A 17,824-nucleotide genomic window follows, 5' to 3' on the forward strand; every position below is an offset into this window, starting at 1 on the left:
CTCTCCCAATCTAGCTGCCCGCCCGCGCAGGCGGCCCCCGCGCGCGCTCAGTGGTGGTAGGGCTCGCCCGCGAGGATCTTGTGGCCGCGGTAGAGCTGCTCGAGCAGCACGACCCGCGCGAGCTGGTGCGGCAGCGTCATCCGCCCGAGCGAGAAGCGGTGGTCGACCCGCGCGTCCTCCTCGAGGTCGGAGCCGAACGCGCCGCCGAGCACGAAGCAGAGGTCGCGGCCGCTCATCCGGCGCTGCTCGAGGAAGCGGCTGAAGCCGACGGAGTCGAACTCCTCGCCGCCGAGCGCCAGCAGGCTCACGAACGCGCGCTCGGGGATGCGACGGGCGACCTGCTCGTCCTCGCGGACCTCGACGAGGTCCAGCCGCGCGTAGCGACCCAGGAGCTTCGTGTAGTGCGCGACGTCGTCCGCGTAGGGCGGCCGCAGGCGGCCGACGGACAGGACGGTGATGCGCACGCCGCGATCGTAGTGCGGCTACGGGCGCTCGCGCGCGTACGTCTCGCCGATCCCGAGGCGCTCGCGCACCGGCGGGTGGGTGCCGAGGAGGAAGCGCACGATCCGCGGTCCGCCGTCGGGGTCGCTGACGTTGCGCAGCGCCAGCCGCCGCTCGAACGACAGGAACGGCCGGGGCGCGTCGGTCAGCTGCAGGGCGTAGCTGTCGGCGCGCGCCTCGACGCGACGGCTGAGCTGGTTGCTCACCCAGGTGATGCTCGTGGCCACGACGGCGAGCGACAGCGCGAGCGCCGGGAGCACCGCGACCGTCGCGGGCGCGGCCGACGTGGGGACCGGCGCGAGCTCGTCGGTCATCCGCCGCACCGCGAGCAGGCCCATCGGCGCGACGAGCAGGACGAACAGGATCCCGCGCGGCACGTCGTGGTGGTGCACGTGGGCGAGCTCGTGCGCGACGACGAGGCGCACCTCGTCCCGCGTGAAGCGGCGCAGCAGCGTGTCGTACAGCACGACCCGCTTGGTGTGCCCGAGCCCGGTGACGTACGCGTTGGCCGCGGTCGTCCGCTTGCTCGCGTCGACCACCAGGACGTCCCCGACGTCGACGTCGGCGCGCCGCGCGAGCTCGAGCACGTCGTCGCGGGTCGGGCCGGCGGGCAGCGTCCGGAAGTCGTTGAAGAGCGGATCGACCACGGCGGGACCGGCGAAGGTGTAGCCGGCCGCCGCCAGGACGACGCCGACCGTCCCGGCCAGCCACCAGGCCCGCGGCAGGCGGCGCATCAGCGCGACCGCGACGACGGCCCCGAACGCGGCGAACGCCGCGGTGATCGCGGTCGACAGCAGCACGTCCTGCGCCCAGCCCGGCCACGAGCGCGTCACGAGCCCGACGTCGATCGCGCGCTCCCGGCCGATCGCCGACACCGGCAGCGTCACGAGCCGCAGCGCCACCGCCAGCAGGGCGCCGCCGACCGCGGCGGCCCGCAGCGGACCGGTGGGCAGCCGCGGCAGCACGACGCGCGCCACCCACGCCGAGCGCCGGGCGAGCACGACCAGCAGGACCCCCTGGAGCGCGAGCGCGAGCAGCCCGAGCAGCTGCTGCGGGCCGCGGAAGTCCTGCGCCCGGTCGAGCTGCGCCGCGCTGAAGTACGATCCCAGCTGCACCGGATCGGGATCGATCACCCCGTCGCGCGGCCACAGCAGGAGCACCGCGGCCTGCGCCACCACGACGGCGGCCAGGACCGCGAGCGGAAAGCGGGCGCGTCCCCGGAGCATCAGGATCACTGTCGCAGATGCACGTCGCCGTCCTGTCCGACATCCACGGAAACCGTCACGCCCTCGAGGCGGTGCTCGCCGCGGTCGCCGACGGTCCCGCCCAGGAGGTCTGGTGCCTGGGCGACGTCGTCGGCTACGGCGCCGACCCGGACGCCTGCTGCGCGCTCGTCGCCGAGCACGCCCGGATCGCGCTCGCCGGCAACCACGACCTCGCGGTGACCGGGGAGATCGCCACCGACGACTTCGCGCGCGGCGCGGGCATCGCGGCGGAGTGGACGCGCGAGGTCCTCGCCGCCGAGCACCTGGAGTGGCTGCGGACCCTGTCGGCGGCCGGACAGCGCGGCGGCGTCGGGCTCTACCACGGCAGCCCGCGCGATCCGGTCTGGGAGTACGTCCTCTCGACCCTGCTGGCGGAGATGTGCCTCGACGCCCAGGCCGAGCGCGTGGCGCTCATCGGCCACTCCCACGTCGCCCTCGCCTTCCACCGCGCCGAGGGCGAGCCGGCGACGGGCGCATCACGCAAGGCCGGCGAGGAGGTCGACCTGACGACCGGCGAGTGGCTGCTGAACCCCGGCTCGGTCGGCCAGCCGCGCGACGGCGACCCGCGGGCTGCCTGGCTGCTGCTCGACCTCGAGGGCGCACGCGCCACGTGGCAGCGGACCACCTACGACATCGAGGGTGCGCAGGCGGCGATCAGGGCCGCCCGGCTGCCGCACTCCCTCGCCGACCGCCTCCAGTACGGTCAGTGACCTTGCCCCGTCTCCACCACGCCCTCATCGCCCTGCTCGCCGGACTCGGCCTCGCCCTCGCCGTCGCGGCGTGCGGCTCGGAGGACCGCAGCGGCCTGCTGCCCTCCTCCGACGCCCAGACCCTGCTCGACGAGCTCGAGTCGATCCGCGCGAAGGTCGACGACGGCTCGTGCCGCGCGCTCGGCAGCGACCTCGCGCAGCTGCGCGGCGCGGTCGTGAACCTGCCCGAGAGCGTCGCGCCGGAGCTGCGCCGCCGGCTCGACGAGGGCGTCGCGAACCTCGCGGACATCGCTCCCGACGAGTGCCGCGGGCAGACGGTGACGACGCAGGAGCCGCAGGAGACGCCGACGCCCGACACGCAGACGCAGACCCAGACGCAGACGATCGAGACCACGACGACGCCGGAGCCGACCGCGACGCCCACCGCGACGCCGACGCCGACGCCCGCGCCCGACACGGGCGGGGTCGAGCCGACCGAGCCGCAGGCGACGCCGACCCCCGATCCCGGCGGCGCCGGGGCCGACGAGGTGATCCCGTGAGCACCGTCCTGGCCGGCCGCTACGAGCTCGGCGACCGTCTCGGCGTCGGCGGCATGTCGACCGTCGTCACCGCGTTCGACCGGCGCCTGGAGCGCGACGTCGCCGTGAAGCTCCTCGCCGAGCACCTCGCCGACGACGCGCAGTTCGTGTCCCGCTTCCGCCGCGAGGCGCTCGCCGCCGCTCGGCTCGTGCACCCGAACATCGTGCAGGTGTTCGACTTCGGCCTCGACGAGGCCAGCGGCCGCCACTACATCGTCATGGAGCGCGTCTCGGGCCGCTCCGGCGCCGAGATCCTGCGCGAGCGCGGCCGGCTGCCCGTCGGCGAGGCGCTCGACCTCGTGACGCAGGCCTGCCGCGGGCTCGACTACGCACACCGCGGCGGCGTGGTCCACCGCGACGTGAAGCCCGGCAACCTACTGCGCTCCGACGACGGGGTCGTCAAGCTCGCCGACTTCGGCATCGCCGCCGTCACCGACGAGTCCTCGATCACGCAGGTCGGCTCGGTGCTCGGCACCGCGTCCTACCTCGCGCCCGAGCAGGCCACCGGCGAGGAGGCGGGCCCGCGCGCCGACCTCTACGCGCTCGGCGTCGTCACCTACCAGCTGCTGTCCGGGCGGCTCCCCTACGAGGCGGCGTCGCTGACCGAGCTCGCGCTCAAGCAGCAGCGCGAGGCCCCGGCGTTCCTGCACGAGCTCGTCCCCGAGGTGCCCGAGGCGCTGTCGCTCGCCGTCGACCGGGCGCTCGCGCTCGACCCGCGTGCCCGCTACGAGAGCGCGGAGACGATGAGCACCGCGCTGCGCGAGGGCGCTCGCGGCATCGCGCCCGAGGAGGCCGCGACGACGGTCGGCGAGCCGCCGACCACGATCGGTGGCCCCGCCACCGGGGCCACGCGCGTCGCGTCCCCCGCCCCCACGCCCGGGCCGACCACCGGCGTCCAGGCCCGCCAGCCGCGGCCGCCGCGGCCGGGGGCCGCGGTCCCCGGCCCCGCTCCGAGCGCCGCGCCCGCCCCGCGTCGCGGCGAGCGGCCCGCCCGCCGTCCCGGCGGCGCCCGGCGCACCTTCGGGATGCTGCTGGCGCTCGTGCTCGTCGTCGCCGGACTCGGCGTCGCGTACGTCGCCACGCAGGACTCCGGCAGCGCGGTCGAGCTGCGCGACGTGGTCTACGACCAGGTCGACAAGGCCGTCGACGAGCTCACGAAGCTCGTCGAGCAGAACACCCGCTGAGCGCGCGGATAGGGTCCCGGGACATGCCCGTGATCCACCACCTGAACTGCGGCACGATGTGCCCGCACGCGGGGACCGCCCTGGGGCTGGTCGACCGCGACGCCGGCCACCTCGTCGCCCGCTGCCTGCTGATCGAGGCCGCCGACGGCCTCGTCCTGATCGACACGGGCTACGGCACCGGGGACGTCGCGACGCCGTCGCGCCTGGGGCCGGCGCGGTTCCTGCTCGGCGCCCGGCTCGCCCACGAGGAGACGGCCGTCGCGCAGGTGCGGGCGCTCGGCCACGACCCGGCGGACGTCCGCGACGTGCTCGTCACCCATCTCGACCTCGACCACGCGGGCGGTCTCGGGGACTTCCCCAACGCGACCGTGCACCTGCACCGCCGCGAGCACGAGTTCCTGCGCGGCGGCTCGGCGAAGGCCAAGCTCCGCTACCGCCCCGGCCAGCTCGCGCACGGGCCGCGGTACCAGACCCACGAGGTCACCGGCGAGGCCTGGTTCGGCCTCGAGCGCGTGCGGCTGCTCGAGGGCCTCGACGTGGAGATCGCGATGATCCCGCTGCACGGCCACACCCCCGGCCACACCGGCTACGCGGTGAACACGGGCGACGGCTGGCTGCTGCACGCCGGCGACACGTACCTGCGCCGCGAGGAGATCGAGGGTGGCCCGGTCCCGCGCGCGCTGCGGATCTACCATCAGGGCAACTCGATCGCCGAGAAGGACCGGCGCGCGAACGTCGAGCGGCTCACGGAGCTGCGCGCCCGCCACGGCGAGGAGGTCACCGTGTTCTGCTCGCACGACGCGACCGAGCTCGCGCGCGACCGCGCCGCGGGCGCGTAGCGGGTCAGCCCGCGCTGACGAGCACGACGCCCGCGAGCGCCACGGCGATCCCGACCGCCTGGGCGCGCGCGACGCGCTCGTGCAGGACGAGCGCGGCGAGCACCACGGTCATCACCGGATACAGCGAGCCGAGGACGGCGGCGACGGCGTCGCTGCCGCGCTCGGTCGCGACGCCGAAGAGCCCGTTGGCGCTCGTGTCGAAGACGCCTGCGACGAGCAGCAGCCGCAGGTCGGCGCGTCCCGCACGCAGCGGCGGACGCACGACGAGCAGCGCGACGAGGACGACGACCGCGCTCGCGGCGCGGGCGGCGGTCACCGCGGTCCAGGCGCTCGAGCCGTCCAGCTCGGCGGCGTGCTGCAGCAGCGTGAGCAGCAGTCCGATCAGCACGGCGGAGGCTGCCGCGAGCCCGAGCGCCCGGCGGTCCAGCGCCGGCGCGTCCGCGGCGGCGGGCTCGCGGGCGACCAGCGCGGCGCCGCCGAGCGCGAGCGCGAAGCCGGCCAGCACGATCGCCGACGGGCTCTCCCCGCCCGCGATCGCCACGCCGGCCGGGATGACCGCGCCGCAGGCCGCCAGCGGCGCGACGAGGCTCATCGCCCCGGCGGCGAGCGCGGCGTAGAAGGTGCCGATGGCGAGCGCCCCGACGCAGCCGGCGACGAGCCCCCAGAGCACGCCCTCGGTGCTCGCCTGCGGCTGGGCGACCACGAACACCGCGGTCGCGAAGACGACCCCGGCGAGCTGCACGCAGCCGACCACCAGGAGCGTCGGGAGGCGCCGCGCGCCGCGCCCGCCGAGGAAGTCCGCGATCCCCCACAGCGCGGACGACAGCAGCGCGAGCGCGACGGTCACGGCAGCTCGCCGGCGCGCAGGGCGGCCGCGGTGGCGGCGAGCGTGCCCTCGGCGATCGCTGCGCGCAGCCGCTGCATCAGCCGCGACAGATAGGCGAGGTTGTGCAGCGTCAGCAACCGCTGACCGGTCAGCTCGCGGGCGTGCACGAGGTAGCGCAGGTAGCCGCGCGTGTAGCCGAGCGCGCACGCCGGGCACGGGCAGCCCTCCAGCAGCGGCTCGTCGGAGTCCTTGAAGCGGCCCGCGGTCAGGTCGACGCGCCAGCGCCGCTCGGGGTCGTTCACGACGGCGACGCCGTGGCGGCCCAGCCGGGTCGGCATCGCGCAGTCGAACGTGTCGATGCCGAGCTCGACGCCGCGGATCAGGTCGTCGACCTCGCCGATGCCGAGCAGGTGGCGGGGGCGCGGGTCGTCGGCGATCGCCGCGGTGGCCCACGAGACGACCTCGTACATCTGGGGCTTGTCGGCGCCGAGCGAGCCGCCGATCGCGATCCCGTCGACGGGCCGCGACGCGACCGCCTGCGTGCTCTCGACCCGCAGGTCCTCGTGGACGCCGCCCTGCGAGATGCCGTAGACGAGCTGCCCCTCGGGGCCGCGGGCGTCGTGCCAGGCCAGGCAGCGGTCGAGCCAGCGGTGCGTGCGCTCGGTCGAGCGCTGCGTGTACTCGCGGGTGACGTTGAACGGGGTGCACTCGTCGAACACGAGCGCGATGTCGCTGCCGAGCGCCCCCTGGATCTCCATCGAGGTCTCCGGCCCCATGAACAGGGTCTCGCCGTTGAGGTAGGAGCGGAAGGCGACCCCGTCCTCCTCGATCGCGAGGATCTTGCCCATCCGCTCCTGGCCCATCGGCGCGCGGCCCTTGACCTCGTCGGCGACGGTGCCGTGCCCCATCGAGAAGACCTGGAAGCCCCCCGAGTCGGTGATGATCGGGGCACGCCAGCCCATGAACTCGTGCAGGCCGCGGAAGCGGCGGATGCGCTCGTGGCCCGGGTCGAGGAACAGGTGGAACGTGTTCCCCAGGACCATGTCGTAGCCGAGCTCGGCGACCTCGTGCGGGAGCAGGCTCTTGACGGTCGCCTTGGTGGCGAGCGGGACGAACGCGGGTGTCCGGATCTCGCCGTGCGGGGTGCGCAGGACCCCGGCCCGCGCGAGCGTTCCGGGGTCCCGGTGCTGGATCTCGAGGGCGCTCATCGCGCCCGGAGCTTACGGACCGGCGGTCAGGCGGCGGCGCCCGCGCTGATCTCGACCCGGCGCGGCTTGGCGGCGACGGGCTTCGGGACGCTCACCGTCAGGACGCCGTGCTCCATGTGGGCGGTGACCGCGTCGGCGTCGATGCCGTCGGGGAGCGTGAGGCTGCGGCGGAAGCCGCCGCCGGCCCGCTCGACGCGGACGGCGCGGGCGTTCTCGCCGCTCACGGTGGCCGTCCGCTCGCCGCTGATGGTGAGAACGCGGTCCTCGATCTCGATCGTGACGTCGTCGCGGCCGAGGCCGGGCAGGTCGAGGCGGACGAGGTAGTGCTCGGGGGCCTCGACGAGGTCCATCGGCGGGACCCAGCGCCGCACGGAGGCGGTCGGGTAGCTGGGGCCGGTGAGGAGGGTCGAGAGCGGGCTCCAGTGCACAAGGGTCATGTCAGGTCTCCTGGGAAGTCGCGGGACTGCTCGTGACCCGAGTATGAAATCTCAGTCCGAGGTTGTCAAGTTCTCAGTCTGGTGGACTGAGATCTTCACGCGCTGGCACGCTCACGTCCCCGTCGGCGGGCACGATCCGCGCCCACAGGCCGGCGAGCAGCTCCTGCTCGGCCGGGGTGAAGCGCTCGAGGAACAGCGCCCGCACCCCGGCGAGGTGCGTGCGCCGCGCCGCGGCGACCCGCTCGACCCCGAGGTCGGTCAGGACCGCGTAGGCGCCGCGGGCGTCGTCCCCGCACGCCTCGCGCACGAGCAGGCCCTCCCGCGCGAGACGGTCGACGAGCCGCGTGAGCCCGCTGCGGCTGAGGATGACCGCGCACGCGAGGTCGCTCATCCGCATCCGCCGGTCGGGGGCGTCATGGAGGTTCATCAGGACCTCGTAGGACGTGAGCGGCAGACCGTGGTCGCGCTCGAGCTGCGTCCCGAGCGCCTTCGTTAGCGCCGCGTGCGCGCGCAGCATGCCGCGCCAGGCCCCGAGCTCCCGGGGGCTCAGCGCATCGATCGAGGTTGTGGCCATGACCTGCTCCTTGGACCGCGGTTTGAGAATCCCTTGCGCGCGCAATCACAACCGTACCAGCGGCTCCAGCGCCACCGGGGCCGATTTGCTTGCACGTGCAACTTCATGTATCGTTGCACACGCAATCACCCGCGACCCCCAGGAGTCCCCATGCCGAACATCACCGTCGTCTACTACTCCTCCACCGGCAACGTGCACCGCCTCGCCACCGAGATCGCCGCGGGCGCCACCGACGCCGGCGCCGAGGTCCGCCTGCGCCGCGCCGCCGAGCTCGCGCCCGACGAGGTCGTGCAGTCCCAGGACGCCTGGCGCGCGCACGCCGAGGCCACCAAGGACGTCCCGGTCGCCACCCCCGACGACCTCGCGTGGGCGGACGGCTACGCCCTGGGCAGCCCGACCCGCTTCGGCAACCCCGCCGCTCAGCTCAAGCAGTTCATCGACACGCTCGGGCCGCTCTGGCAGACCGGCGGGCTCGCCAACAAGGTCGCCACGAGCTTCACCAGCGCCATGAACGCCCACGGCGGGCAGGAGTCCACGCTGCTGGCCCTCAACAACGTCTTCTACCACTGGGGCGCGCTGATCGTGCCCCCCGGCTACACCGACCCGCTCCTCTACGCGTCGGGCGGCAACCCCTACGGCACGAACTTCGTCGCCGGCCAGGGCAACCCGATGTCCGACGAGACCCTCGCCGCCGCCCGCTACCAGGGCCGACGGCTCGCCGAGTTCGCCGCGAAGCTGACCACCTGACCATGACCCTCCAAGGCCTCCACCACATCACCGCGATCACCGGGGACGCCCCGCGCAACGTCGACTTCTACGCCCGCGTCCTCGGGCTCCGCATGGTCAAGAAGACCGTCAACTTCGACGCCCCCGACGTCTACCACCTCTACTACGGGGACGAGACCGGCGGCCCCGGCTCGATCATGACGTTCTTCGAGTTCCCCAACGCCGCCCGCGGCACCGCCGGCGACGGCATGGTCCACACGATCCTCTGGCGCGTCGGCTCGGCCGAGGCGCTGGCGTTCTGGGAGCGGCGGCTCGCCGACGAGGGCGTCGCCACCCGCCGCGACGGCGACCGCCTGACGTTCGCCGACCCGGAGGGCCTCGCGATCGAGCTCGTCGTCGCCGACGACCTGCCCGACGCGCCACTGGCCGCCACCGCCTCCCCCGGGATCCCCGCCGGGCACGCCCTGCAGGGCTTCCACGGCGTGCGCGCCTACGCGTCGCGCCCGGAGCGCTCCGCGGACCTGCTCGTCACGCTCGGCTTCCAGCGCCGCGAGGATGGCGTCTGGGTCACCGGCGAGGGCACGCCCCGCCACGCCGAGCTGCACTACGACGCGCCGCCCGTCGCCGTCCGCGGGCGCGACGGGGGCGGCACGATCCACCACGTCGCCTGGTCGGCCGCCGACGACGACGAGCTCGCCCGGTTCCGGGTCCTCGCGGCCGGCGGCGGGGCGCACCCGACGCCGATCATCGACCGGCAGTACTTCCACTCGGTGTACTTCCGGGAGCCCAGCGGCGTCCTGTTCGAGCTCGCCTCGCGCGACATCGGCTTCGCGGTCGACGAGCCGCAGGAGACGCTCGGCGAGGCGCTGCTGCTGCCGCCGCAGCACGAGCACCTCCGCGACCGGCTCGTCGACGTGCTGACCCCGATCGAGAACCCCCGGCAGGCGGTCGCGTGAGCGCCCCCCGTCACCCGGGTCCGCTGCCGCACCTCGTCCGCCCCGCGGACGGGGAGGCGGCCGGCACGCTCGTGCTCCTGCACGGGCGCGGCGCCGACGAGCACGACCTCTACGGGCTCTTCGACGTCCTCGACCCGCAGCGGCGGCTCACCGGCATCACCGTCGGCGGGCCGCTCGCCCTCGGGGGACCGGTCGGCCGGCACTGGTACGTCGTCCCGCGCGTCGGGTTCCCCGACCCGCACACGTTCGGGCCGACGTTCGCCGAGCTCGCGACGCTCCTCGACGACGAGCTCGGGATCGACTGGTCGACGACGGTCGTCGGCGGCTTCTCGCAGGGGTCGGTCATGTCCTACGCGCTCGGGCTCGGCGCCGGACGGCCCCGTCCCGCGGGCATCCTGGCGATGAGCGGGTTTATCCCGACCACCGAGGCCTGGCAGGGCGACCTCGACGCACGGGCCGGCCTGCCCGTGCTCGTCGCGCACGGCACCCACGATCCGGTGATCTCCGTCGAGTTCGGCCGCGACGCCGTCCGCCGGCTCCAGCAGGCCGGCGCCGACGTCACCTACCACGAGTCCGCGGTCGCCCACCAGATCGACCCGCGGGTCGTCCCCGAGGTCCACGCCTGGCTGGCGGACCGGTTCCCGGAGCGGTCGGGAGCGGAACTTTCGCCCTCCTCGGGCGTCTAAACGGGTGGAGGCGCTGCCGCAGGGCGGCGCCGTCCCCCTCCCCCTGTTCCCCCTCACCCGTCTGGAGGCCGCCGCTCCGTGCGTCCCACGATCCTGATCGCCGTCCTGCTGTCGCTCGTCCTCGCCGCGCCCGCCGCCGCCTCGACGACGCAGTTCACGATGTTCGAGGCCCCGTCCGCGCTCGTGGACCCCTCCCAGCGTGACAGCACCCTCGACGAGATCGACGCGCTGGGCGCCGACGCGATCCGGGTCCTCGTCAACTGGAACCGCGTCGCCCCCTCCCCGACGTCGAAGACGCGGCCCGCGAACTTCGACGCGTCCGACCCGGCCGCGTACGGGGACGGCTTCGCGACCTACGAGGCGATCGTCGCCGCCGCGAAGGCCCGCGGCCTGCGCGTCCTCTTCACGATCACCGGCGGCGCCCCGTTCTGGGCGACCGCGAAGGGCACCGACGCGATCACCCGGCCCGATCCCGACGAGTTCCAGGCGTTCGCCACCGCGCTCGGCGCGAAGTTCCGCGACGACGTGGACATCTGGTCGATCTGGAACGAGCCCAACCAGCCGCAGTTCCTCGCCCCGCAGTTCGTCGGCGGCAAGCCGCAGTCGCCGAAGCTCTACCGCAGCCTGTACCTCGCCGCGCAGCGCGGCCTCGGCGCGTCGGGCAACGGCCAGGACACGATCCTCGCGGCCGAGACCTCGCCGCGCGGCAACCCGCGGATCGTCGCGCCGCTCGCGTTCCTGCGCGGGTTCCTCTGCCTCGACTCGAAGTACCGCAAGGCGAAGAGCTGCGGGAAGATCGACGCCGACGGCTGGGCGCACCACCCCTACACGACCAGCGGTGGTCCGTACTTCAGGAGCGGCAACACGGACGACGTCACGATCGGGACGCTCTCGCGGCTGACGCGCGCGCTCGACCGGGCCGGGAAGGCCGGCGCGATCCGCAAGGGCATGCCGATGTACCTGACCGAGTTCGGCATCCAGTCGTTCCCCGACCGCATCACCGGCGTGCCGCTGTCCACGCAGGCCGACTACCGCTCCCTCAGCGAGTTCATCGCCTACGGCAACAAGCGCGTGAAGGCGTTCTCGCAGTACCTGATGCGCGACTCGGACCCCAACCCGCCCGGCGGGTCGAAGTTCAGCGGCTTCGAGTCCGGCCTGCGGACGTTCGGCGGCACGAAGAAGCCCGCGTACGACGGCTTCCGGCTGCCGCTGGTCGCCGACCGGTACGCGGCCGGCAAGGTGCGGCTGTGGGGCCTCGCGCGTCCCGCCGACGGGCGCACGAAGGTGCGGATCCTCTACGCCAACGGCGGCTCGTCGCGCTGGCGCACGCTGACGACGCTCTCGACCGACGCGCGCGGGTACTTCTCCTCGCGGCGGTCGGCCCCGAAGGACCGGCGCTACCGCGTCGAGTGGACCGCGGCCGACGGCACGACGCACCGCGGGCCGGTCACGAAGACGCGCAGCGCGCCGTAGGGGCGCGCTGCGGGGGCCGGCCGGAACGGCCGGCGGCTCAGGAGCCGGTCGGCGGGGTGACGTCCTCGAAGCCCTCGCGACCGGCGGTGCGCAGCGCGTAGTACTCGGGCTCGACGTCGGGCGCGTCCTCGGTCGGCTCCGGACGCGAGGCGCGGCGGGCCTGCTTGTCCAGGCGCTTCTCGCGCTTGCGCTGCTCGCGCTGGAGCTTCGCCATCGTCGTCTTCTTCTTCGCGTTCGAGCCCATGGGGGCTCCTTCCGGTCGGGGGAGTCAGAGCACGACCGAGGGCCCGGGAGACCCGGGCCCTCGACGGTCCTTCAGCGTGGTGCTAGAGCGCGACGACGTTCGCGGCGGCGGGGCCCTTGGGGCCCGCCTCGGCGTCGTAGCTCACCTTGGCACCCTCGGCCAGCGTCTTGAAGCCGCTGCCCTGGATCTGCTTGTGATGGACGAAGAGGTCCTTGCCCGAGTCGTCCGGCGTGATGAAGCCGAAGCCCTTCTCGTCGCTGAACCACTTGACGGTTCCAGTAGCCATGTTGCTGCCCTCCGGGGGTATGTGCACTGCGAGACGCGGAGGAGCTGCGAGGCTGCTGCGGGTAACGCCGGACACTGCTGGTCGGCCGAGCGGATGCCCGACCCGTGAGACCAGCGTAGCGTACTCAGGCCCGGGGCTTGTGCGCCAGCAGCAGGAGCGTGTGGCCGAAGCGGGCCGCGGGCGGGATCGAGCCCACCGCCCGGTCGGCGCCGTGCAGCGCCCGCTGGAGCCGCGGCGGCAGCCGCCGCCACGAGTAGGTGAGGGCGTGCAGCTCGGGCTGCAGGCCGGCGCGCCGGGCGTGGCGCGCGAGGCCGCGCGGGGACAGCGGCACGTCGTCGGGCGTCCCGTGGATCCGCGTGCCGAGGCCGACGCGGTTGGCGAGCGCGAGGCCCGCGCCCACGGGATGCCAGAGGCCGGGTTCGACCGCGATCGCGGTCCCGCCGGGCCGCAGCAGCCGCGCCGCCTCCGCGAACACGGGGTCCAGCGGCCCCTGGAAGACGATGTGGTGCAGGACCAGGCGGTAGAGGACGACGTCGAACGACGCGTCGGGCAGGTCGTGCAGCTCCCCCGCCGCGCCCGGAGCGGCCGCGTCCGCCCGGCCGTCCTGCACCACCCACTCCGCGCGGGCGGCGTCGAGGTCGTTGGCGGTCAGGCGCCAGGCCGGTGCCGGGAAGAGATGGCGACCCGGGTGCCAGCCGCAGCCGACGCTCAGCACGTCCCCGCCCGCGTCGAGGTCGAGTCGCCGGCCGACGAGGCGCCGCTCCCGCTCGAACAGCCAGTCGTAGTGCAGCTGCAGCGTCCGCGGGGAGGAGCGCCGGTCGAGCAGGTTGTCCGGCTCGTACTCCTCGGACATCAGCGCTGCAGCAGCGAGACGCCCGTCATCTCCGGCGGCTGCTCGATCCCGAGGAGGTCGAGGACGGTCGGGGCGACGTCGGCGAGGATGCCCCCGTCCCGCAGCGCCGGAGCGGCGTCCGCGAGCGCGTCGGGCCAGACCACGACGAGCGGGACCGGGTTCAGCGAGTGCGCGGTGTTCGGCGAGCCGTCGGGCTCGAGCATGTTGTCCGCGTTCCCGTGGTCGGCCGTGACGATGACCGCGCCACCGCTCCCGGTCACCGTCGCGACGACGTCCGCGAGGCAGCCGTCGACGGTCTCGATCGCCTTCACGGCCGCCGGGATGACCCCGGTGTGCCCGACCATGTCGGGGTTGGCGAAGTTGATGACGCCGAACGCCGGGCCGTCCTGGTCCCAGCCCGCGACGAACTTGTCGCGCGCCTCGTGCGCGCTCATCTCGGGCTTGAGGTCGTAGGTCGCGACGTCGCGCGGCGACGGGGCCATCTCCCGCCGCTCGCCCGCGAACGGGGTCTCCTCCCCGCCGTTGAAGAAGTACGTGACGTGCGGGTACTTCTCGGTCTCGGCGACGTGCAGCTGCGTGCGGCCCGTGCCGGCGACGACGGACGCGAGCGTCACGGTCGGGCGGTCGGGCGCGAACGCCACCGGCCAGTCCCAGCTCTCGTCGTAGGTCGTCAGCGACGTGTAGCGCGCGACGTGCGGCGCGATCGCGGCCGTGAGCTGCCGCATGCGGTCGGGGCGGAAGTTGAAGGCCAGGACGCTGTCGCCCGGGCGGATGACGCCCTCCGACCCGACCGTGGTGGCGGAGACGAACTCGTCCGTCTCGTCGCGCGCGTACGCGGCCTCGACCGCGGCGCGGCCCGTGTCGGCGTGGTGCTCGGCGGTCCCGCTCACGAGGAGATCGACCGCCGCCGCCGTGCGCTCCTCGCGGTTGTCGCGGTCCATCGCGAAGTAGCGGCCGATCACGCTCGCGACCCGCGCGTTGCCGGCCGCCGCGCACTGCTCGTCGACCGCGCCGACGAACCCGGCGCCACTGGTCGGCAGCGTGTCGCGGCCGTCGGTGAACGCGTGGACGACGACCTCGGGGACCCGCAGCTGCGCGCCGAGCTCGATCAGCGCCTGCAGGTGCCGGTCGGAGGAGTGGACCCCACCGTCGCTGACCAGGCCGATCAGGTGGACCCGATCGAACCCCGTGAAGGCGGCGCGGAGCGTCTCGTTCCCGCCGAGCTCGCCCTGCTGCACCGCGTCGTCGATCCGGGTGAGGTCCTGCCGCACGATCGCCCCGGCCCCGAGGTTGAGATGCCCCACCTCGGAGTTGCCCATCTGCCCGTCGGGCAGGCCGACCGCGCGCCCGCAGGCGGTGAGCTGCGTGTGCGGGAACCGCTCCCACAGGCCGTCGAACGTCGGCGTGGCGGCGAGCGAGACGGCGTTGCCCGGTCCCGCCGGGGCCAGGCCCCAGCCGTCGAGGACGACGAGGGTGACCGACGGGACCATGCCGCTAGCCCTTCGGGCCCTGCGCGACCGCCGCCTCGACGATCGGCACGAACTTCGCGGGATCCAGCGACGCGCCGCCGATCAGCCCACCGTCGCAGTCGGGCAGCGCCAGCAGCTCGGCCGCGTTCTCCGCGTTCATCGACCCGCCGTAGAGGATCCGCGTGCGGGCGGCCTGCTCCTTGGAGCGGTCGGCGACGAGCGCGCGGACGAAGCTGAGCGCGTCCTGCGCCTGCTCGGGGGTGGCGGTGAGGCCGGTGCCGATCGCCCAGACGGGCTCGTAGGCGATAACGACCTCGCCGAGCCGGTCGGTGTCGAGCTTCTCGAGTCCCTCCTGCACCTGGTGGCGCAGGCGACGCTCGGTCTCCCCGTTCTCGCGCTCCTCCTCGGTCTCGCCGACGCAGAGGATGACCTTCAGGCCGGCGTCGAGCGCGGCGGGGACCTTCAGCGCCAGCGCCTTGTCGGTCTCCCCGAAGTACTGGCGCCGCTCGGAGTGCCCGAGGACCGCGCCGTGCACGTCGATCTCCGTGAGCATCGCCGCGGAGATCTCACCCGTGTACGCGCCGTTGGGGGCCTCGTGCATGTTCTGGGCGTAGACCTCCACGCGCGAGCCGCGGGTGGAGTCGACCATCGCCTCGAGGTCGAGGTACGGCACGCAGAGCGCGACGTCCGCGCCGTCGGTGGCGTACAGCTTGGGCAGCAGCGCCTGGATGAACTGCTCGGCCTCGGCGACCGTCTTGTTCATCTTCCAGTTGCCGGCGATCAGGGGGATGCGGCTCACGACAGGACCTCCACTCCGGGAAGGGTCTTCCCTTCGATCAGCTCCAGCGACGCGCCGCCGCCGGTGGACAGGTGGGTGACGCGCGACTCGAGGCCGAACTGCGCCAGGGCCGCGGCGCTGTCGCCGCCGCCCACGACCGTCGTGCCCTCGCACGCGGCCACGGCCTCGGCGACCGCCTTCGTGCCGGCCGCGAACGGCTCGAGCTCGAAGGCGCCCATCGGGCCGTTCCAGAACACGGTGCCGGCGGCGACGATCTCCGCCGCGTAGCCCTCGGCCGTCCTCGGGCCGACGTCGAGGCCCATCTGGCCGTCGGGCACGTCGACGCCGTCGAGCGGCGTGACCGTCGTGTCGGCGGAGAAGGACTCCCCGAGCACGAGATCGGTCGGCAGCAGCAGGCGGCAGCCCTTCGCGGCCGCGTCGTCGAGCGCGCGCCGGGCGACCGCGACGCCGTCCTCCTCGCACAGCGACGCGCCGACGGCGTGCCCCTGGGCCTTGAAGAACGGGAAGCACATCGCGCCGCCGATGAGGATCGCGTCGGCCGTGTCGAGGAACGCGTCGATGACGCCGATCTTGTCGGTCACCTTCGCGCCCCCGACGATCGCGACGAGCGGCTTCTGCGGCGCGGCGAGGATGCCGTTGAGCGTCTCGACCTCGCGCTGCAGCAGCCGGCCGGCCGCGGACGGCAGCAGCGTCGCGACGCCGTGCGTCGAGGCGTGCGCGCGGTGCGCCGCCCCGAACGCGTCGTTGACGTAGACGTCCGCGAGGGCCGCGTACTGCGCGGCCAGCGCGGGATCGTCCTTCGTCTCGCCCGCCTCGTAGCGGACGTTCTCCAGCAGGACGACCTCGCCGTCCGGCAGCGCGGAGGGATCCAGGCTCTCCGCGACCGGCACGTCGAGCTCCAGCAGCTCACCCAGCCGCGCCGCGATCGGCTTCAGCGACAGCGCGGGGTCGCGCTCCCCCTTCGGCCGGCCGAGGTGCGCCATGAGCACGAGCTTGGCGGCGCCCTTCTCGCGGAGCTCCGCGAGGGTCGGGAGGGCACCGCGGATGCGTGCGTCGTCCGTGACGCGGCCGTCCTGGTCCTGGGGGACGTTGAAGTCCACCCGGACGAGGACGACCTTGCCGGAGACGTCGAGGTCGTCGAGGGTCCTCAAGGCTCTAGAGGACCCGCTGCACGAGGTCGACGACGCGGTTGGAGTAGCCCCACTCGTTGTCGTACCAGGACACGACCTTGACCATGCGCGGGTCGATGGCGACCGTGAGCAGCGAGTCGAAGATCGAGCTGTGCGGGTTGGTGACGATGTCGCTCGAGACGATCGGGTCGGCGGTGTACTCGAGGATGCCCTTCATCGGGCCGTCGGCGGCGGCCTTGACCGCAGCGTTGATCTCCTCGACCGTCGTGTCGCGGCTCGTGCGGATCGTCAGGTCGACGACGGAGCCGGTCGGGACCGGGGCGCGGACCGCGAAGCCGGACAGCTTGCCGTTGAGCTCCGGCAGCACGAGGCCGACGGCCTTCGCGGCACCGGTGGACGCCGGGACGAGGTTGGTCGCGGCCGAGCGCGCGCGGCGCAGGTCGCTGTGCGGCGCGTCGAGCAGCCGCTGGTCGCCCGTGTACGCGTGGATCGTCGTCATCAGGCCGTGCTCGATGCCGACCGCGTCGTTGACCGCCTTGGCGAACGGCGCGAGGCAGTTCGTCGTGCAAGACGCGTTGGAGATGATGTGGTGGTTGTCCTTGTCGTACTGGTCGTCGTTGACGCCGAGCACGAGCGTGACGTCCTCGCCCTTCGCGGGCGCGGAGATGATGACCTTCTTGACCGACCCGCCGAGGTGCTTGGCGGCGTCGTCGCGGTTGGTGAAGAAGCCGGTCGACTCGATGACGACGTCGACGTCGAGCGAGCTCCAGTCGAGGTTCGCGGGGTCGCGCTCCTCGAAGACGCGGATCTTCTGGCCGTCGATGACGAGGTTGTCACCCTCGGCCTCCACGGTGCCCGGGTACGGGCCGAGGATGGAGTCGTACTTGACCAGGTGCGCCAGCGTGGCGTTGTCGGTCAGGTCGTTGAAGGCGACGAACTCGATATCGGCGTTCGCGGCCTTGGCGGCGCGGAAGACGTTGCGGCCGATGCGGCCGAAACCGTTGATGCCGACGCGTACGGACATGGGATCAGGACCTTCCTGGGGTCTGGGCGTTCGGGGCAGCGCCGGGACGCTGACGA

The 17,824-nt window shown here is 73.8% G+C and carries 21 protein-coding genes; 8 read left to right on the forward strand and 13 right to left on the reverse strand.

All coding sequences use genetic code 11. The annotated features are described in order from the left end of the window. Positions 1-47 precede the first annotated feature (47 nt). A complete protein-coding gene (locus tag C7Y72_RS18940; protein WP_107570750.1) occupies positions 48-464 on the reverse strand; it encodes a 23S rRNA (pseudouridine(1915)-N(3))-methyltransferase RlmH in 417 nt (138 codons plus the stop codon). An 18-nt stretch (positions 465-482) separates the two neighbouring features. Beyond that, on the reverse strand, positions 483-1,727 hold the full coding sequence (locus C7Y72_RS18945; RefSeq protein ID WP_107570751.1) for a M48 family metalloprotease: 1,245 nt from the start codon (positions 1,725-1,727) through the stop codon (positions 483-485). Between the two features lie 17 nt (positions 1,728-1,744). Between C7Y72_RS18945 and C7Y72_RS18950 the strand changes: the two genes are divergently transcribed. From C7Y72_RS18950 to C7Y72_RS18965, 4 genes are read left to right on the forward strand one after another with little or no spacing between them, the layout of a single operon-like run. Continuing rightward, the gene (locus tag C7Y72_RS18950; RefSeq protein ID WP_107570752.1) at positions 1,745-2,476 is read left to right on the forward strand and encodes a metallophosphoesterase family protein; all 732 of its coding nucleotides are present in this window, start codon (positions 1,745-1,747) and stop codon (positions 2,474-2,476) included. Positions 2,477-2,478: 2 nt separating this feature from the next. Then, positions 2,479-3,015 (forward strand): hypothetical protein, encoded by a 537-nt coding sequence (locus C7Y72_RS23825; protein ID WP_196189087.1) that lies wholly within the window; start codon positions 2,479-2,481, stop codon positions 3,013-3,015. Then, positions 3,012-4,238: a protein kinase domain-containing protein gene (locus C7Y72_RS18960; RefSeq protein ID WP_107570753.1), complete on the forward strand. Its 1,227-nt coding sequence runs from the start codon at positions 3,012-3,014 to the stop codon at positions 4,236-4,238. Before C7Y72_RS23825 ends, C7Y72_RS18960 begins: the two co-directional genes overlap by 4 nt. Before the next feature lie 23 nt (positions 4,239-4,261). Continuing rightward, on the forward strand, positions 4,262-5,077 hold the full coding sequence (locus C7Y72_RS18965; RefSeq protein ID WP_107570754.1) for an MBL fold metallo-hydrolase: 816 nt from the start codon (positions 4,262-4,264) through the stop codon (positions 5,075-5,077). A 4-nt stretch (positions 5,078-5,081) separates the two neighbouring features. On the opposite strand, the gene C7Y72_RS18970 is transcribed toward C7Y72_RS18965, so the two are convergent. The 4 genes from C7Y72_RS18970 to C7Y72_RS18985 form a co-directional block, all read right to left on the reverse strand. After that, a complete protein-coding gene (locus tag C7Y72_RS18970; protein ID WP_107570755.1) occupies positions 5,082-5,924 on the reverse strand; it encodes a DMT family transporter in 843 nt (280 codons plus the stop codon). Then, positions 5,921-7,111, reverse strand: a complete 1,191-nt coding sequence (gene tgt / locus C7Y72_RS18975; RefSeq protein ID WP_107570756.1) for a tRNA guanosine(34) transglycosylase Tgt — start codon at positions 7,109-7,111, stop codon at positions 5,921-5,923. Before tgt ends, C7Y72_RS18970 begins: the two co-directional genes overlap by 4 nt. A 26-nt stretch (positions 7,112-7,137) precedes the next feature. Then, complete coding sequence (locus tag C7Y72_RS18980) at positions 7,138-7,548, reverse strand: Hsp20/alpha crystallin family protein (RefSeq protein WP_107570757.1); 411 nt, start codon at positions 7,546-7,548, stop codon at positions 7,138-7,140. A 73-nt stretch (positions 7,549-7,621) separates the two neighbouring features. Beyond that, positions 7,622-8,122 (reverse strand): MarR family winged helix-turn-helix transcriptional regulator, encoded by a 501-nt coding sequence (locus C7Y72_RS18985; RefSeq protein ID WP_107570758.1) that lies wholly within the window; start codon positions 8,120-8,122, stop codon positions 7,622-7,624. A 150-nt stretch (positions 8,123-8,272) separates the two neighbouring features. On the opposite strand from C7Y72_RS18985, the gene wrbA reads away from it, so the two are divergent. The 4 genes from wrbA to C7Y72_RS19005 all read left to right on the forward strand — a co-directional run bounded on the left by wrbA (position 8,273) and on the right by C7Y72_RS19005 (position 11,963). Further along, positions 8,273-8,869: an NAD(P)H:quinone oxidoreductase gene (wrbA, locus tag C7Y72_RS18990; RefSeq protein ID WP_107570759.1), complete on the forward strand. Its 597-nt coding sequence runs from the start codon at positions 8,273-8,275 to the stop codon at positions 8,867-8,869. A gap of 2 nt (positions 8,870-8,871) precedes the next feature. After that, positions 8,872-9,804, forward strand: coding sequence for a VOC family protein (locus tag C7Y72_RS18995; protein ID WP_107570760.1), 933 nt, complete (start codon positions 8,872-8,874; stop codon positions 9,802-9,804). Further along, positions 9,801-10,490, forward strand: a complete 690-nt coding sequence (locus tag C7Y72_RS19000) for an alpha/beta hydrolase (RefSeq protein ID WP_107570761.1) — start codon at positions 9,801-9,803, stop codon at positions 10,488-10,490. The genes C7Y72_RS18995 and C7Y72_RS19000 overlap by 4 nt, the downstream gene beginning before the upstream one ends. 78 nt (positions 10,491-10,568) lie before the next feature. After that, complete coding sequence (locus C7Y72_RS19005) at positions 10,569-11,963, forward strand: cellulase family glycosylhydrolase (protein WP_107570762.1); 1,395 nt, start codon at positions 10,569-10,571, stop codon at positions 11,961-11,963. Between the two features lie 37 nt (positions 11,964-12,000). Here the strand turns inward: C7Y72_RS19005 and C7Y72_RS19010 are convergent, their stop codons facing one another. The 7 genes from C7Y72_RS19010 to gap form a co-directional block, all read right to left on the reverse strand. Next, positions 12,001-12,207, reverse strand: coding sequence for a hypothetical protein (locus C7Y72_RS19010; protein ID WP_107570763.1), 207 nt, complete (start codon positions 12,205-12,207; stop codon positions 12,001-12,003). Positions 12,208-12,289: 82 nt separating this feature from the next. Beyond that, positions 12,290-12,493: a cold-shock protein gene (locus C7Y72_RS19015; protein ID WP_107570764.1), complete on the reverse strand. Its 204-nt coding sequence runs from the start codon at positions 12,491-12,493 to the stop codon at positions 12,290-12,292. Positions 12,494-12,617: 124 nt separating this feature from the next. Then, the gene (locus C7Y72_RS19020) at positions 12,618-13,346 is read right to left on the reverse strand and encodes a class I SAM-dependent methyltransferase (protein ID WP_107570765.1); all 729 of its coding nucleotides are present in this window, start codon (positions 13,344-13,346) and stop codon (positions 12,618-12,620) included. Then, positions 13,346-14,836, reverse strand: coding sequence for a 2,3-bisphosphoglycerate-independent phosphoglycerate mutase (gene gpmI / locus C7Y72_RS19025; RefSeq protein WP_107570766.1), 1,491 nt, complete (start codon positions 14,834-14,836; stop codon positions 13,346-13,348). Before gpmI ends, C7Y72_RS19020 begins: the two co-directional genes overlap by 1 nt. Positions 14,837-14,840: 4 nt before the next feature. Next, the gene (gene tpiA / locus C7Y72_RS19030) at positions 14,841-15,614 is read right to left on the reverse strand and encodes a triose-phosphate isomerase (protein WP_107570767.1); all 774 of its coding nucleotides are present in this window, start codon (positions 15,612-15,614) and stop codon (positions 14,841-14,843) included. Next, entirely contained in the window at positions 15,611-16,765 is a 1,155-nt protein-coding gene (locus C7Y72_RS19035; protein WP_107570768.1) for a phosphoglycerate kinase, read from the reverse strand. Before C7Y72_RS19035 ends, tpiA begins: the two co-directional genes overlap by 4 nt. Positions 16,766-16,769: 4 nt before the next feature. Then, positions 16,770-17,768, reverse strand: coding sequence for a type I glyceraldehyde-3-phosphate dehydrogenase (gene gap / locus C7Y72_RS19040; RefSeq protein ID WP_107570769.1), 999 nt, complete (start codon positions 17,766-17,768; stop codon positions 16,770-16,772). Positions 17,769-17,824 lie beyond the last annotated feature (56 nt).

Origin of the sequence: Paraconexibacter algicola, assembly GCF_003044185.1 — a bacterium.
GTDB classification, from domain to species: Bacteria; Actinomycetota; Thermoleophilia; order Solirubrobacterales; family Solirubrobacteraceae; genus Paraconexibacter; species Paraconexibacter algicola.

What these genes read in the sequence shown, in the direction of transcription:
- C7Y72_RS18945 (WP_107570751.1), bottom strand. Translation starts at nt 1,727, where the DNA reads ATGCTCCGGGGACGCGCCCGCTTTCCGCTCGCGGTCCTGGCCGCCGTC.
- C7Y72_RS18950 (WP_107570752.1), top strand. Translation starts at nt 1,745, where the DNA reads ATGCACGTCGCCGTCCTGTCCGACATCCACGGAAACCGTCACGCCCTC.
- C7Y72_RS18965 (WP_107570754.1), top strand. Translation starts at nt 4,262, where the DNA reads ATGCCCGTGATCCACCACCTGAACTGCGGCACGATGTGCCCGCACGCG.
- tgt (WP_107570756.1), bottom strand. Translation starts at nt 7,111, where the DNA reads ATGAGCGCCCTCGAGATCCAGCACCGGGACCCCGGAACGCTCGCGCGG.
- C7Y72_RS18980 (WP_107570757.1), bottom strand. Translation starts at nt 7,548, where the DNA reads ATGACCCTTGTGCACTGGAGCCCGCTCTCGACCCTCCTCACCGGCCCC.
- C7Y72_RS18985 (WP_107570758.1), bottom strand. Translation starts at nt 8,122, where the DNA reads ATGGCCACAACCTCGATCGATGCGCTGAGCCCCCGGGAGCTCGGGGCC.
- wrbA (WP_107570759.1), top strand. Translation starts at nt 8,273, where the DNA reads ATGCCGAACATCACCGTCGTCTACTACTCCTCCACCGGCAACGTGCAC.
- C7Y72_RS18995 (WP_107570760.1), top strand. Translation starts at nt 8,872, where the DNA reads ATGACCCTCCAAGGCCTCCACCACATCACCGCGATCACCGGGGACGCC.
- C7Y72_RS19010 (WP_107570763.1), bottom strand. Translation starts at nt 12,207, where the DNA reads ATGGGCTCGAACGCGAAGAAGAAGACGACGATGGCGAAGCTCCAGCGC.
- C7Y72_RS19015 (WP_107570764.1), bottom strand. Translation starts at nt 12,493, where the DNA reads ATGGCTACTGGAACCGTCAAGTGGTTCAGCGACGAGAAGGGCTTCGGC.
- C7Y72_RS19020 (WP_107570765.1), bottom strand. Translation starts at nt 13,346, where the DNA reads ATGTCCGAGGAGTACGAGCCGGACAACCTGCTCGACCGGCGCTCCTCC.
- gpmI (WP_107570766.1), bottom strand. Translation starts at nt 14,836, where the DNA reads ATGGTCCCGTCGGTCACCCTCGTCGTCCTCGACGGCTGGGGCCTGGCC.
- gap (WP_107570769.1), bottom strand. Translation starts at nt 17,768, where the DNA reads ATGTCCGTACGCGTCGGCATCAACGGTTTCGGCCGCATCGGCCGCAAC.